The sequence below is a fragment of the Phyllobacterium sp. T2-21 genome (assembly GCF_055378485.1).
This window is the reverse complement of record NZ_AP027912.1, coordinates 2,451,989-2,466,846: the sequence shown is the minus strand read 5'-3', so window position 1 is coordinate 2,466,846 and position 14,858 is coordinate 2,451,989. Positions and strand designations below refer to the sequence as shown.

The following is a 14,858-nucleotide window of genomic DNA, read 5'->3' as shown; positions in this document are numbered from 1 at the left end:
TTCATCCGGCGCGAAGCAGCCGGACGGCTTCATCGCGCTCGAAGAGATAGAGCAGGACGCGCAAGGCTTCGCCACGCGCGCTCTGCAGCTCCGGATCGCGCCCGAGAATATAGCGCGCATCCTTTCTGGCGATTTCGAGAAGCTCCTGATGCGCCTCGATGCTGGCGAGGCGAAAGCCCGGCGTGCCGGATTGGCGGGTGCCCAGCAATTCGCCTTCGCCGCGCAGCTTCAGGTCTTCCTCGGCGATGCGGAAGCCGTCTTCCGTCTCGCGCATGATTTCCAGGCGCGCCCTTGCCACTTCGCCGAGCGGGCCCTTATAGAGCAGCAGGCAGGTCGATGGCTTGTCACCGCGCCCGACACGCCCGCGCAGCTGATGCAGCTGGGCAAGACCGAACCGCTCGGCATGCTCGATCACGATGATCGTTGCATCCGGCACATCCACACCGACTTCGATGACCGTGGTTGCAATCAGCAGGCGCGTCTCGCCATTCTTGAAGGCCAGCATGGCGGCGTCTTTTTCCGGCCCGGTCATGCGGCCATGGACAAGGCCGATCTGATTGCCCAGCAAGGGCTGCAGCGACTGGAAACGCTCTTCGGCCGAAACCAGGTCGACCAGCTCCGATTCCTCGACTAGCGGGCAAATCCAGTAGATTTTCTGGCCGTCGGTGATGGCGCGGCGCATGCGGTCCACCAGTTCGCTCAAGCGCTCCATCGGCAGGATGGCGGTGGTGATCGGCCGGCGTCCGGCGGGTTTTTCCGTCAGTTTCGACACGTCCATGTCGCCAAAGGCCGTCAGAACCAGCGTGCGCGGAATGGGCGTCGCTGTCATGACCAGCATGTCCGGTGCGGATCCCTTGGATTGAAGCAGCAGCCGTTGATGCACACCGAACCGATGTTGTTCATCAATGATTACAAAGACAAGGTCGTGGTAGTTTACCTTTTCCTGGAAGAGCGCATGCGTCCCGATGACGATGTGGATGGCGCCAGAACGCAGGCCGTCAAGAATGTCCTCACGCTCACGGCCTTTTTCCCGGCCGGTCAGTAGGGCTGTCCGCAGGCCCGCCTTGGCCGCAAGCGGCGCAATGGTGGCATAGTGCTGCCGGGCCAGAACTTCCGTGGGCACCATCAGCGCGGATTGTCCGCCGGATTCGGCCGCATGCGCCATGGCCAGCAGGCCGACGATGGTTTTGCCGGATCCCACGTCACCCTGCAGCAGTCTGAGCATCCGTTCCGGCTGGCGCAGGTCAGCGATGATTTCCTTGATCGCCTGCTGCTGGCTGCCCGTCAGATCATAGGGCAAAGCAGCGATGACCCTGGCTTTCAGGCTGCCGTCGCCCTCCAGCTTGCGGCCGGACAGCCGGCGGGTTTTCAGGCGCACAAGCGCGAGAGCCAGCTGACCGGCGAGAAACTCGTCATAGGCAAGCCGCTGGCGCGCGGGATGATCCAGTGCGATATCGGAAGGGTCCTGCGGGCGATGAATCGTTTCAAGCGCCTGCCGATGCGCGGGAAAGTCATGTTTTGCCAGCACGGGCGCTTCGATCCACTCGGGCATTTCCGGTGTGCGTGCCAGCGCTTCATGTATGCCGCGTGCCAGGACCTTGGGCGACAGGCCGGCCGTCAGAGGATAAACCGGTTCGACCAGCGGCAGCGACGCTGCATCCGCGATGCTGGCGATATGGTCGGGGTGAACCATGGTCGGACGGCCGTTGAACCATTCCATGCGGCCGGAAACGATGACCGTTTCACCCACGGGCAGAGCGTTTTCAAGCCATGCCTTTTTGGCGTGAAAGAAGACAAGTCCTATTTCTCCCGTGTCATCGTGGGCAAAAACCCGGTGCGGCACATTGCTTCGCCCGCTTGGTGCCGGCTGATGGCGGTCGACACGCAGTTCCAGCGTGACGATGGCGCCTTCCGGTGCATGGGCGATACCGGGACGATTGCGCCGGTCGATGACGCTGTTCGGCGGCAGGTAGACCAGATTGCCGACGCGCGGTTCGGTTCCGGGTGGCTGCGTTCCCAGCAGCGTGGCAAGCAGATCAGTCACTTTCGGCCCGATGCCGGGCAGCGAGCGAACGGAAGCAAAAAGGGGATCGAGCAGTGAAGGACGCATTCCCTAGGTTTAACGTCTTCAAAGCGTGTTGCAAGGCTGACAGCGGCGTCAATGCGCGCTATACCCAGCCGCAATCCTTTGGCTTCCCGCCCATCGAAGCCTTTTCACGATATTTCAAGGGAGACTGTCCATGACCGGAAGCAGTCGTTCAACAGTTGATCTGCCGCCAAGACAGCGCAAAATCCTCTTCCGTTCCTGGCATCGCGGCATGCGCGAGATGGATCTGATTCTCGGGCAGTTTGCCGATGCGCACATCGAAAGCCTGACGGAGGCGGAACTCGATCAGTATGAAGCGCTGATGGAAGCGCTCGACCGCGACCTGCTGAAATGGGTCACCGGGGAAGCCGAGGTTCCGGAAGAATTCAATACGCCGATCTTTCACAGGATTCTGGCTTCCCGCAACGCTATGAAATTCTGATTCGACATGAATGCCTTTTCCAAACTCGGACTGAAACCGGATATCAACGGACACGTCGTCATTGATGGTGTGGTCGACGGATATGAAGCATTTGCGCTTGCCAAGGTGGTCGCCGAGGCGGGAGCGGGCGGTCCTGTGCTATTCATCGCCAGCGATGGTCAGCGCGTCGCCGACATCGAACAGGTGCTGAGCTTCGTTCAGCCCGATCTGCCGGTGCTGCAGCTGCCCGCCTGGGACTGCCTGCCCTATGACCGCGTGTCACCCGGTTCGGACACGGCGGCGCGGCGCCTGGCGGCGCTGGCCGGCCTCGCGGCGCTGCGCGATCAGAAACACCCCGGCGTCATCCTGGCGACCGCCAATGCGGTGCTGCAAAAGCTGCCGCCGCGCAAAGTCCTGGCCGAACAGCTCTTTCTCGCGAAGCCCGGCAACAGAATTGACATGAACGCGCTTGTTCAACGTCTTGAAAACAATGGATTTGAGCGCGTTTCAACCGTGCGGGATGTGGGCGAGTATGCCGTGCGCGGCGGTATTCTCGATCTGTTCGTGCCCGGCGCCGAAGAGCCGCTGCGGCTGGATTTCTTCGGGGATACGCTGGAATCCATCCGCACATTCGACGCCGCATCGCAGCGCACATCCAGCCAGAAAACCGAATTCTCGATGCAGCCGATGAGCGAAATCACGCTCTCGCCGGAGACGATCAGCCGGTTCCGCTCGCACTATGTGCAGAAATTCGGGGCGCCGTCGCGCGATGACGCGCTGTATCAGGCGATATCGGAGGGCCGCCGCTTTGCCGGCATGGAGCACTGGCTGCCGCTGTTCTACGAGCGCATGGAAACCGTCTTCGACCATGCGGGCCGCATGCCCGTCATCTTCGACCATCTGGCGCATGAGGCGATGGCTGAACGTCACAAGATGGTGGTCGATCACTATGAGGCGCGCAAGAAGCAGTCGGATGGCACGGAACCGGGCGAGGCGGTGCCCTACAAGCCCGTCGAGCCGGGTTCGCTCTATCTGACACCGGCAGAGGTGGAAGCAGCGGCGGTGGCCTCGGGCATGCGGGTCGACTTCTCGCCGTTCGATGCGCCGTTCGCGACCGGCCGCTCCGTCATCCATGCGGGTGCCCATCGCGGGCGCACCTTTGTCGAGGAACGCACGGCCAAGGACACCAATGTGTTTGACAGCGTGGTCAAGCATATCGCCGATGAGCGGGCAGCCGGCAAAAAAGTGCTGCTGGCTGCATGGAGCGAAGGTTCGCGCGACCGGCTCATCCAGGTTTTGAACGAGCATGGGCTGGAAAAGATCGAACTGGTCGAAGACCTGCGCACGGTCAAGGCGCTGGCGCGCGACAAGATTACGGCGGGCATCCTGTCGCTGGAAACGGGTTTTGATGCGGGCGATCTCGTTGTTGTCGCCGAACAGGATATTCTGGGCGACCGGCTCATTCGCCGGTCCAAGCGCCGCAAGCGCGATCAGGATTTCATCAGCGAAGTGGCGGCGCTGAATGCGGGCGATATTGTCGTGCACGTCGACCATGGCATCGGCCGGTTTGTCGGCTTGCGGACGATCACGGCGGCTGGTGCGCCGCATGATTGCCTGGAAATCCACTATGCGGGCGATGACCGTCTGTTCCTGCCGGTTGAAAACATCGAACTCCTGTCCCGGTTCGGCTCGGAAAGCTCGACGGCTGTCCTCGACAAGCTGGGCGGCGGGGCCTGGCAGGCGCGCAAGGCCAAGCTGAAGAAACGCCTGCTGGAGATTGCCGGTCATCTCATCCGTATTGCCGCCGAACGGCAGATGCGTGGCGCCCCCGTGCTTACGCCGCCCGATGGGCTTTATGGCGAGTTTGCCGCGCGTTTCCCTTATGAGGAGACGGAAGATCAGGACCGGGCCATTGAAGCCGTCATTGACGATCTTTCGCTTGGCAAGCCGATGGACCGGTTGATCTGCGGCGATGTGGGCTTCGGCAAGACGGAAGTGGCCCTGCGTGCCGCTTTCGTTGCGGCGCTCAACGGGGTTCAGGTGGCCGTGGTGGTGCCAACCACGCTGTTGTCGCGCCAGCACTACAAGACCTTTTCGACGCGCTTTCAGGGACTGCCGGTCAATGTGGCGCAGGCATCCCGGCTGGTGGGCGCCAAGGAATTGGCCGAGAACAAGAAGGGTATTGCCGAAGGACAGGTCGATATTGTCGTCGGCACCCATGCCTTGCTCGGGCAGGGCATCAAGTTCAAGAATCTCGGCCTTCTAATCATCGACGAAGAGCAGCATTTCGGCGTCAAGCACAAGGAACGGCTGAAGGATCTCAAATCCGACGTCCACGTGCTGACCCTGTCGGCAACGCCGATCCCGCGCACATTGCAGCTGGCGCTGACCGGCGTGCGCGAATTGTCGCTCATCACCACGCCACCGGTCGACCGCATGGCCGTGCGCACGTTCGTCTCGCCATTCGATCCGCTGGTTATCCGCGAAACATTGCTGCGCGAGCGTTATCGCGGCGGTCAGAGCTTCTATGTCTGCCCGCGCATTTCGGATCTCAGCGAGATCAAGGATTTTCTGGATTCACAGGTGCCGGAGCTGAAAGTTGCCGTCGCGCACGGGCAGATGCCGCCCGGTGAGCTCGATGACATCATGAACGCCTTCTATGACGGGCAGTATGATGTGCTGTTGTCGACGACCATCGTTGAATCCGGTCTTGATATCCCGACGGCCAATACGCTGATCATCCACCGTGCCGACATGTTCGGTCTTGCCCAGCTCTACCAGTTGCGTGGCCGTGTCGGCCGGTCGAAGCAGCGCGCCTTTGCGCTGTTCACGCTGCCGGCCAACAAGATGCTGACGCAGATGGCCGACCGGCGGCTGAAAGTGTTGCAGTCACTTGATACGCTCGGCGCCGGTTTCCAGCTGGCGAGCCACGATATGGATATTCGCGGTGCGGGCAATCTGCTCGGTGAAGAACAGTCCGGCCATATCAAGGAAGTCGGCTTCGAGCTCTATCAGCAGATGCTGGAAGAGGCGGTCGCGGAGATCAAGGGGACGGGCGAGGTGGAAGACGGTCACTGGTCGCCGCAGATCGCGGTCGGTACGGCGGTGATGATTCCGGAAACCTATGTGCCGGACCTGCAATTGCGGCTGGGGCTGTATCGCCGTCTCGCCGATCTGGAGGAACTGCAGGATATCGACGGCTTTGGCGCCGAGCTTATCGACCGGTTCGGACCTTTGCCTGATGAAGTGCAGCATCTGCTCAAGATCGTCTACATCAAGGCGCTGTGCCGCCGTGCCAATGTCGACAAGCTCGATGCAGGGCCGAAGGGCATCGTCATCCAGTTCCGCAACAAGACCTTCAGCAATCCGGCGGCATTGGTGAAGATGATCGGCGAGCAGGGCTCGATGGCGAAAATCCGCCCGGACCAGAGCATCGTGTTCGTGCGCGATTGGCCAACGGCGGAAAAGCGCCTGAATGGCGCGGCCGTCGTGATGACCCAGCTGGCGAAACTGGCCGTCGCATAGCGGCCAGCCTCCGCCGGCGCTTCATATCAGGTCGGGCGGGGTTCGAAACCGTCGGCTGTCTGGCGGATGGCATCGGCCAGCGCATCGGCGGACTGTGCGCCCATAACAGCGTATTTCTGATCCAGGATGAAGCAGGGCACACCGCGCACGCCGATCTGGTTGGCAGTGTCGATTTCCTGGCGCACGCCGACGCTGTCCGCATCGGTCGGCAGCAGGCTGGCGACGATGGCGCTGTCCATGCCACCTTCTTCAGCCGCCTCGATCAGCACCTGATGGTCGCCGATGTTCTTTCCCTGTTCAAAATAATAGGAAAAGAGAATGCCGACGATCTTGTCCTGGATATCGGGACCGGCCTGCGAGGCCCAGCGGATCAGGCGGTGCGCGTCCAGTGTATTGGGGGCAATCTCGATGGCCTCGAAGTCGAACTCGATGCCTTCTTCCTTGCCGAGCTCAATCAATTGCTGATGCACTTCAAAAATCCGGTCCGAGCTGCCGAATTTCTCCGTCATGTAGCGGTTGCGGTCCTTGCCCTGTTTCGGCAGCGTCGGGTCCAGCTGAAACGGACGCCAGTTGACCGTCACGTCCAGATCGGGATTGAGGGCGAGGGCGCTCTCCAGCCGCTTGCGGCCGACAAAGCACCAGGGGCAGACAACATCCGACACAACGTCGATGGTAAATTTCTTTTCGGTCATGATGTTCAACCTATCGTTTGTCAGACCACCACGTCTGAAGCTGGTAGCCGTTGAGAGATGTCTTGTCCGGGTGTTGCAGATGCGCCCAATAGGCAATCCATTGCTCGGGCTGGTAGTAAATTGGCACCATATAATGGCCGGAGATCAGCACTCTGTCGAGGGCGCGCACGATGCTGACAAACTCCGCCTGGCCGTGGACGGCAAGCATCTTGTCAATCAGCGCGTCGACAACCGGGTCGGCAACGCCGGCATAGTTGAAGCTGCCCTCGATGTCCTTCGATTGGCTGCCCCAGCGGGCATATTGTTCGTATCCCGGTGAGAGCGACCCGGAATAGGCGCCAAGAATCACATCATAATCAAAGGTTTGCAGGCGTTTCTGATACTGCGCGTCATCGACCGTGCGGATCGTGACCGCGATACCCAGGCGCTCCAGCGTGCGTTTGTAGGCGATACCCAGACGCTCCTCGGCCACGGAGCGGGTCAAAATTTCGAAACTCAGCGGATTGCCGTTCGGATCGAGCATCTGCTCGTCCTTGATCGCGTAACCGCGGCTGACCAGCAGATCGTAGGCGCGCTTCATTTCCTTGCGGTCGCGGCCCGAGCCGTCCGTCGTGGCCGGCGTGTAGGTGCCATCCATGACTTCGGGAAGAACTGCGTCGGGGTACGGGGCAAGAATGGCGCGTTCGGCTGCATCGGCGGGCTTTCCGAGCGCCGACAATTCCGAGCCCTGCCAATAGCTGGCCAGGCGCTGATAGCGTCCGGCATAGAGGTTGCGGTTGGTCCACTCGAAATCGAACATCAGGGCGAGTGCCTCGCGGACATATCTGTCCTTGAACTCGTCGCGGCGGGTATTGAAGACAAACCCATAGACATTGGCGGGCGAATGGGTCTCAAACGTCTTTTTGACGACACGCCCGTCATTGAAAGCGGGGAAGCCGTAGGACGACGCCCACTTGTTCGGGTCGCCTTCCATGAACACGTCAAAAACACCCTTCTTGAACGCTTCGAACTGCGCCTGCAGATTGCGGAAATATTCGACCGTGATCACGTCGTAATTGTTGAAGCCGCGCCGGCTCGGCAAATCCGCCGCCCAGTAATTGGGATCGCGCTTGAAGACGATACGCTGCCCCGGCTGCACCTGTGACACCACGTAGGGGCCGCTGCCAACCGGGATGGCAAGCGGCGACCGGTCAAAATTGTCAACATCGATGGCATGCTTCGGCAAAACCGGCATCAGCGCGAGAATGAGGGGGAATTCCCGGTTGGCCTGATCATTGAACGTGATGCGGACGCCGTGCTCGCCGACCTGTTCGATCTTCGAGATCAGTTTCGTCCGCGTGTTGAAGGGCGGGCGCCCTTTCTCCGTCAGGAGATTGAAGGTGAAGATCACGTCGTCCGGCGTGACGGGCTGGCCATCGGACCATTTGGCTTTCGGATTCAGCGTGAATTCAACGAATGTGCGTTCTTCGTTGGTCTCCACCTTTTCCGCCAGCAAGCCATACATGGTGAACGGCTCGTCGGCGCTGCGCTGCATCAGCGTTTCGTAGACCAGATTACCAAATTCGGCATCGCCGAACGTGCCGCGCGCATAGGTGCGCATGCTCTTGATCAGAAAGGGATTGAGACTGTCGAACGTGCCGACGACGCCATAGGTTATCGAGCCGCCCTTGGGCGCATCGGGATTCACATAGGGGAAATAGGGGTAATCAGCGGGCAGGGCAGGCTCGCCGCGCATGGCGATTCCATGTTTTGGCTCGGCAAGAACCACGCTTGTCATCGAACAAGTCATGGTCAGCAGGGCCAGAATCTGGAAACTTTTCTTCAGCATCGTCTCAACCTTGTGGTCCCTTTGGCGGGATTTTCCTTTGATTCGCCCACGAGATTACCATCTCATGACGATTCTGCGGCCAAAGGGGTGTAATCATCTTCCTGAAATGACAACAGAGCTAGGGTCAAGACCCATTAATCTGGTCGAAATGGTATGAGGCCATTTGTTCGGTTACAAGGAGCAAAGGCGAAGGCAATGTGGTTCATTGTCAAGCCTTTGCGACGATGAAGCCGGACAAGTGGACCATATCCTCCGGACGCCGAAACGGCTGCAAGCTGCTGTGTCGAGCCGCTCGGCCGGGGGAAAGACCCCGCCCTTCGCGTCTCTCCTCGCATCTTCTTGCCGTTTCAGGCGCCATTTCGATCATGTTAATGGGGCTTGACCCTAAAAGTAGTCTGGATTTGCATTAACATGCAGTGTAACACGGCGTTCGAGACGAAGGGTCACTCTGTTGCCTCATTTGGTAACCAATCCAGAGAAAGCAATTCTAAGTGATCAAGTTACACTTCGGATAAGTGCGCTGAAAGGAACCAGTTGACCATGTCCAACCCGAAGACATTCGCTGCAACCGCATCCATCGCGGGTGCAATTGCATTACTCGCCGCCGCGGCAGTACCAGCATCAGCCCAGCAGCAGAGAACGCCGCAGGGTTGGTTCAAGGTTTGCTCCAAGCAGGAAGAAAACGACATCTGCAACACGCAGAACATCGTGACCGCCGATAGCGGCCAGCTTCTGACTGCCGTCAACCTCATCGAAATCAAGGGCAAGGTCAATCGCAAGATTTTCCAGGTTTCCGTGCCGACCGGCCGTCTGATCGGTCCAGGCGTTGGACTGCAGATCAATGGCGGCAAGACGCAGAAGATCGATTTCGCCATCTGCTTCCCGGATCGCTGCATTTCGGAAGTCGCCATGTCGGATGAACTCGTCGCTGCCTTCAAGAAGGGCAATCAGCTGACGCTGACTTCGGTCAACTTCCAGAACAAGCCAAATCCGATCACCGTTGCGCTGACCGGTTTCAGCCAGGCATTTGACGGCCCCGGCCTGCAGCAGTCGGAAATCGAAGATCGCCAGAAGACGCTTCAGGAAGAAGTCCAGAAGCGCCAGAAGGAATTCGAAGACAAGATGAAGGCCGAGCAGGCGAAGGCCAAGGCCGGAAACTGATCGAACCATCGACACGAAAAAGGGACGCTTTGGCGTCCCTTTTTTATTGCGGCGCTTCTCAGTTGATATGCGGACTTTTGACCCGGTAGACACCGTTTAGCGGCTTGTCGAACATGTCCTTGATCTGCGGATGCCGCAGGGGAACGCCGGATGTATCGGCGACGAGGTTCTGCTCGGAGACATAGGCCACATACTCGCTGTCAGCGTTCTCGGCAAAGAGATGGTAAAAGGGCTGGTCGCGGCTCGGCCGGATATCTTCGGGAATGGATTGATACCATTCTTCGGTGTTGTTGAATTCAGGATCGACATCGAAAATTACGCCGCGAAAAGCGAATATCCGGTGGCTTACAACCTGCCCGATCTGAAATTTTGCGTGGCGTATTTGTTTCATCATCATCATTCATTATAGATATCAGAGACATACCTGTCTCCATCAAATCGTGCGAGCATCGATGGCGTCCTGCCATTTCCGGTCGCGTTCCCAACAGTCAAAGCTCGTCATGCTCAGCGTTTTCAATCTCGTTCTCCCATTTTTCGGCCTGATCTTTCTGGGATTCCTGGTTGCCCGCATCAGTCGTCAGCCGCTGGAGGCGTTGGGATGGATGAACGTTTTCATTGTCTATGTGGCGCTGCCGGCACTGTTTTTCCAGATCCTTTCAAAGACACCTGTCGCTGAGCTGACTCAGTGGGCCTTTATTATTGGCTGCACCGCATCAACACTTTGTGTTTTTCTGGTGATGTTCGGCTTTGCTTTTTTCAGAACGCGCAAAATAGACGAAAGCACCATTCAGGGGCTCGCCGCCGCCTATGGCAATATCGGCTACATGGGCCCGGGATTGGCCATCATGGCTTTCGGCGCACCCGCTGCCGTACCGGTTGCCCTGATCTTCTGTTTTGACAACACGCTGCATTTCGTCATGGCGCCCCTCATGATGGCGTTGTCCGGCAAAGACAAGCGCCGCCCGCATGAACTGGCGGTCAGTGTGCTCAAGAAGATCTTCCTGCACCCCTTCATCATCGCAACCATTCTGGGCGTCGCCGCTGCGGTCGCCGGGTTCGAACCGCCTGCGTCCATCGACAAGCTCATCGATCTGCTGGCCAAGGCCGCCGCACCCTGCGCGCTCTTTGCCATGGGCGTCACCCTTGCCTTGCGCCCCCTGAAGCGGGTGCCGCCGGAATTGTATTTGATTGTCCCGATCAAGCTGGTTTTCCAGCCATTGCTTATCTACGCCATCCTTCACCTTGCCGGCGATTTCCCGCCGGTCTGGGTGTACACCGCCATGCTGCTGGCGGCGCTGCCGACGGCAACCAATGTATTCGTCATTGCCCAGCAGTACGGTGTCTGGGTCGAACGGGCTTCGAGCAGCATCCTGGCAACCACGCTGTTTTCGGTCGTGACCCTGACCCTGTGGCTTTACGTGATGACGCACGGCCTCATTCCCTGATAAGGAACTGCAGGTCACCCGGCGAACGGCCGGGCCGTGGCCGTGTTGCCGGAGCGCTTTTGACCATAGATCGTGCGGAATTCATTCAGGCGCATATGCCTGTCATGGCTGTCCCGGCAGTTCCGGAAATTGTGCTTCACAGCGCCACGCCGGCGAGCGGTTTGCGCCGCCTTATCGCCTCCGATGCCAATCCCGATCCCGAACCACCATACTGGGCCTATCACTGGGCGGGCGGTGCAGTGCTCGCCCGTTATTTTCTCGATCAGCCGGGGGCCGTGAAAGGGCAGCGGGTGCTGGATCTTGGATCGGGTTCAGGAATAGTTGGCATAGCGGCGGCAAAGGCAGGTGCGATGCATGTGACCGCCGCCGAAACAGACGGGAATGCCATTGCCGCGCAACAGCTCAATGCCGATCTCAATGGCGTCAGGTTGATATCGATGCATGCGGATCTGACGGCTGGCCCGGCAATGGATGTCGATCTGGTTGCTGTTGGCGATCTGTTTTACGCGCCCGATCTCGCGCAGCGTGTTCTGCTTTTCCTCGATCGCTGTCTTCTGGCGGGCGCCAAGGTCCTTATCGGCGATCCCGGCCGGGCACATCTTCCGCACGACCGGCTCCGGCTCATTGCGGAATATGCAGTGCCGGATTTCGGGCAAGTGACGGACGCAAAAGTGAATGCCGGTGTTTTTGCACTGATCTGAGGTGATGCCTGCAGGTTTTGTCTGTCGCAGCGCCTGTGTTTTCCAGACAATGAAGGCATGACCATTGTGCGTGGTTCGACAAGCTCACCATGAGGGAGGTGCGGGCTGCACGCCAATCGTGAACGTTGCAGAACATGGCTCCCTGCAATCCTCCCTTTCCCTCATGGTGAGCTTGTCGAACCACGCGCAAAACGTGCTGCAGGCTTTTCGAGCGCTCCCGGACATGACGGCGTCTTTCCCTCCCAATGTGGGCTGTTTCGTCGCAGGAAGCCGGCCCTTGTAGGCAAAGGCTTTCTGTGTACTATTGCGAATGATTTGCAATTGCGATTAGAGGTATTTCATGGATTCCTTGCGGCAGGCAGCCGATACGGACGAAGGCTGGCGGCGCGAACGGGGTGATGCATCGCTTTCGGATGTGCATCGCTCGGTCGCTGTCAGGACAGCGGGACCGGGTTGGCGCAGGGCCGCAGCCTTTGTGGGACCGGGCTATCTGGTTGCCGTGGGCTACATGGATCCGGGAAACTGGGCGACATCGCTCGCTGGCGGCTCGAAGTTCGGCTACACGCTGCTTGTCGTCGCGTTGGTCTCCAACATCATGGCCGTGGTCCTGCAGGCGCTTTGCGCGCGTCTGGCGATCGGATCGGGCAGGGACCTGGCGCAGGCATGCCGCGATGCCTTTCCACGGCCGGTTGCCTATACGCTCTGGTTCATGGCGGAGCTTGCCATCATTGCCACGGACATTGCTGAAGTCATCGGCACTGCGATCGGTCTCAACCTGATTTTCGGCATTCCGCTCGAACTGGGCGTCCTCATCACCGCGCTTGATGTCTTTCTGATCCTCTATCTGCAAAAGCTTGGCTTCCGCTGGGTGGAAGCGCTGATCATCACGCTGCTGGGCGTGATTGCGCTGTGCTTCGGCATCCAGATTTTCCTCGCGGATCCCGATTGGGCCGCCGTGATCAAGGGATTTGCCCCGACAACGGAAATCGTCACCAACCCGGAAATGCTCTATCTCGCGCTTGGCATTCTCGGCGCGACGGTGATGCCGCACAATCTCTATCTGCACTCCGGCATCATCCAGACGCGCGATTACGGCCACACCACGCCGGAAAAGCGTCAGGCGCTGAAGTATGCCACGTGGGACTCCACCATTGCGCTGACCTTTGCCCTGGTCATCAATGCGGCGATCCTGATCCTTGCCGCCGCGACCTTCAACAAGACGGGGCGGACCGAAGTGGCGGAACTCGGCGAGGCGCATTCGCTGCTCGCGCCGCTCCTCGGCTGGGGTTTCGCCCCAACCCTGTTCGGTATCGCCTTGCTGTGCTGCGGCATCAACTCGACGGTGACGGCGACGCTGGCCGGACAGATCGTGATGGAAGGCTTTTTGAAAATCAGGCTGGCGCCCTGGCTGCGCCGGTTGATCACCCGTGCCATTGCCATTGTTCCAGCGGGCGCGGTGACCGTCTGGTACGGCGACAGTGGAACGGCCAAGCTTTTGATCCTGACACAGGTCGTGCTCAGCCTTCAGCTTTCCTTTGCCGTATTCCCGCTGGTCATGTTCACCGCCAGCAAGACCAAAATGGGTGTGCTGGTCTCGCCGAAATGGCTCACGGTGCTTGCCATGATCATTGCGGTGGTGATTGCCGTGCTGAACATCAAGCTGCTGCTGGACTTTGTCCTCGTTTAGGCGCGCTTTCCTTCCCGGCGCGGCCAGCGAAAGCCGCTGCCGGGGCGCAGACCCTCACGCATGAGAAAACTGCGCAGCGGCGAGAAGGTGCGGAGCAGTTCCAGGCCGCCGCTGCGCACCATCTGCACGGGCAGGAAATCCGACAGCAATGACCGGTTCAGCGCATCGACCGCGCCGGTGCGGGCGAGGATATCCGGGCTGCGCTTGCGGTTATACGCTGAAACAACCGGCGCAGCGCCAAGATCGCTGCCATCGGCGGGCAGGGTATCAAGCAGTGTTTCCACGTCCCGGACGCCGAGATTCAGTCCCTGCGCCCCGATGGGCGGAAACACATGCGCCGATTCGCCCGCCAGAAACACGCGGTTGCGGGCAAAGGCGTTCGGGACGAGGCCGGACAGCGGCCAGGCCTGTGCTTCGACATCGATGGTGACGGCGCCGAGCATGGACTGCATGCGCTCCTCGACGCGGACCGCCAGTTGTTCCGCGTTCAGGTCCAGAAGTTCCGCCGCATGGGCGGGTGTCGTCACCCAGACGAGGCTTGACCGTTTCCCAGCAAGTGGCACCTGCGTGAACGGGCCATGCTCGGTGTGAAATTCCGTTGAAATATCATGATGATCGCGCGTGTGGCTGAAGCTGAGCACCACCGCAGTCTGATTGTACTGCCAGGTGCGCGCCGAGATACCGGCTGCTTCCCGGGCCAGGGACGAGCGGCCATCGGCGGCAATAACGATGTTGGCCGTGAACACCGAACCATCACTGGCTTCGACCGCCATGGCATTGTCCACCGGATGATAGTGGGTTGCCGACGCGGCGACATGGCGGACCGGCGATTGCTTCAGCGCATTGCTGAGCGTTTTGGTGAGCGCGGCATTGGGAATGTTGTAGCCAAAGGCGTCTTCGTCGATCTCGGAGGCTTCGAATGTCACCACAGGGCTTCTGACCAGCCGGTTGGTGCCATCGAGAATGCGCATGGATCCGATGGGCGCGGCATGTGGCGCAATGCTGTCCCAGAGACCGATACGCTGGAGAAAACGGATGGCGGGCATCATCAGAGCCGTCGTGCGCTTGTCCGTGCCGGTGGGGATAACGCCGAGACTGACGACGTTTTCAAGGTGCTGACCAAGGGCAATGGCGGCAATCAGGCCGACATGACCGGTTCCTGCGACAACAATGGGATCCGTTCGGGTGCTGGTCATCATCTGTCTCCGCTTCCAAGCCGTTTTGGCTTTCAACAGTTTATATCAGGAACATTGCTTGCGCTTTGGGTCGTTTTCAAGAAAAGCTGCTCGCAAATCGTTTGTCCTTGGTAACA

Annotated in this window: 11 protein-coding genes; 6 read left to right on the top strand and 5 right to left on the bottom strand. The window is 59.6% G+C overall.

What is annotated here, in order from left to right; translation table 11 throughout:
- Position 1: 1 nt before the first annotated feature.
- Positions 2–2,110, bottom strand: a complete 2,109-nt coding sequence (gene recG / locus ACZ5FP_RS12405) for an ATP-dependent DNA helicase RecG (protein ID WP_464660467.1) — start codon at positions 2,108–2,110, stop codon at positions 2–4.
- A 130-nt stretch (positions 2,111–2,240) separates the two neighbouring features.
- On the opposite strand from recG, the gene ACZ5FP_RS12400 reads away from it, so the two are divergent.
- Both ACZ5FP_RS12400 and mfd read left to right on the top strand, forming a co-directional pair.
- Entirely contained in the window at positions 2,241–2,528 is a 288-nt protein-coding gene (locus ACZ5FP_RS12400; RefSeq protein WP_105732742.1) for an FAD assembly factor SdhE, read from the top strand.
- A gap of 6 nt (positions 2,529–2,534) precedes the next feature.
- Complete coding sequence (gene mfd, locus ACZ5FP_RS12395; protein WP_464660465.1) at positions 2,535–6,032, top strand: transcription-repair coupling factor; 3,498 nt, start codon at positions 2,535–2,537, stop codon at positions 6,030–6,032.
- A gap of 26 nt (positions 6,033–6,058) precedes the next feature.
- Here the strand turns inward: mfd and ACZ5FP_RS12390 are convergent, their stop codons facing one another.
- Positions 6,059–6,724 (bottom strand): DsbA family oxidoreductase, encoded by a 666-nt coding sequence (locus tag ACZ5FP_RS12390; RefSeq protein WP_105733124.1) that lies wholly within the window; start codon positions 6,722–6,724, stop codon positions 6,059–6,061.
- 10 nt (positions 6,725–6,734) lie between these two features.
- The gene (locus ACZ5FP_RS12385; RefSeq protein ID WP_464663259.1) at positions 6,735–8,513 is read right to left on the bottom strand and encodes an extracellular solute-binding protein; all 1,779 of its coding nucleotides are present in this window, start codon (positions 8,511–8,513) and stop codon (positions 6,735–6,737) included.
- 579 nt (positions 8,514–9,092) lie between these two features.
- Between ACZ5FP_RS12385 and ACZ5FP_RS12380 the strand changes: the two genes are divergently transcribed.
- Positions 9,093–9,713: an invasion associated locus B family protein gene (locus ACZ5FP_RS12380; RefSeq protein ID WP_223613314.1), complete on the top strand. Its 621-nt coding sequence runs from the start codon at positions 9,093–9,095 to the stop codon at positions 9,711–9,713.
- 58 nt (positions 9,714–9,771) lie between these two features.
- On the opposite strand, the gene hspQ is transcribed toward ACZ5FP_RS12380, so the two are convergent.
- Complete coding sequence (gene hspQ, locus ACZ5FP_RS12375) at positions 9,772–10,110, bottom strand: heat shock protein HspQ (protein WP_165401825.1); 339 nt, start codon at positions 10,108–10,110, stop codon at positions 9,772–9,774.
- Positions 10,111–10,213: 103 nt separating this feature from the next.
- Between hspQ and ACZ5FP_RS12370 the strand changes: the two genes are divergently transcribed.
- The 3 genes from ACZ5FP_RS12370 (at position 10,214) to ACZ5FP_RS12360 (ending at position 13,546) form a co-directional block, all read left to right on the top strand.
- Positions 10,214–11,158 carry an AEC family transporter gene (locus ACZ5FP_RS12370; protein ID WP_464660462.1) on the top strand — a complete coding sequence of 315 codons (945 nt, stop codon included), beginning with the start codon at positions 10,214–10,216 and terminating at the stop codon, positions 11,156–11,158.
- A 59-nt stretch (positions 11,159–11,217) separates the two neighbouring features.
- Positions 11,218–11,859 (top strand): class I SAM-dependent methyltransferase, encoded by a 642-nt coding sequence (locus tag ACZ5FP_RS12365; protein WP_464660460.1) that lies wholly within the window; start codon positions 11,218–11,220, stop codon positions 11,857–11,859.
- A gap of 340 nt (positions 11,860–12,199) precedes the next feature.
- Positions 12,200–13,546 (top strand): Nramp family divalent metal transporter, encoded by a 1,347-nt coding sequence (locus ACZ5FP_RS12360; RefSeq protein ID WP_403174550.1) that lies wholly within the window; start codon positions 12,200–12,202, stop codon positions 13,544–13,546.
- Here ACZ5FP_RS12360 and ACZ5FP_RS12355 read toward each other — a convergent pair.
- Positions 13,543–14,742, bottom strand: coding sequence for a UbiH/UbiF family hydroxylase (locus ACZ5FP_RS12355; protein ID WP_464660457.1), 1,200 nt, complete (start codon positions 14,740–14,742; stop codon positions 13,543–13,545). The genes ACZ5FP_RS12360 and ACZ5FP_RS12355 overlap by 4 nt on opposite strands.
- Positions 14,743–14,858: the final 116 nt, after the last annotated feature.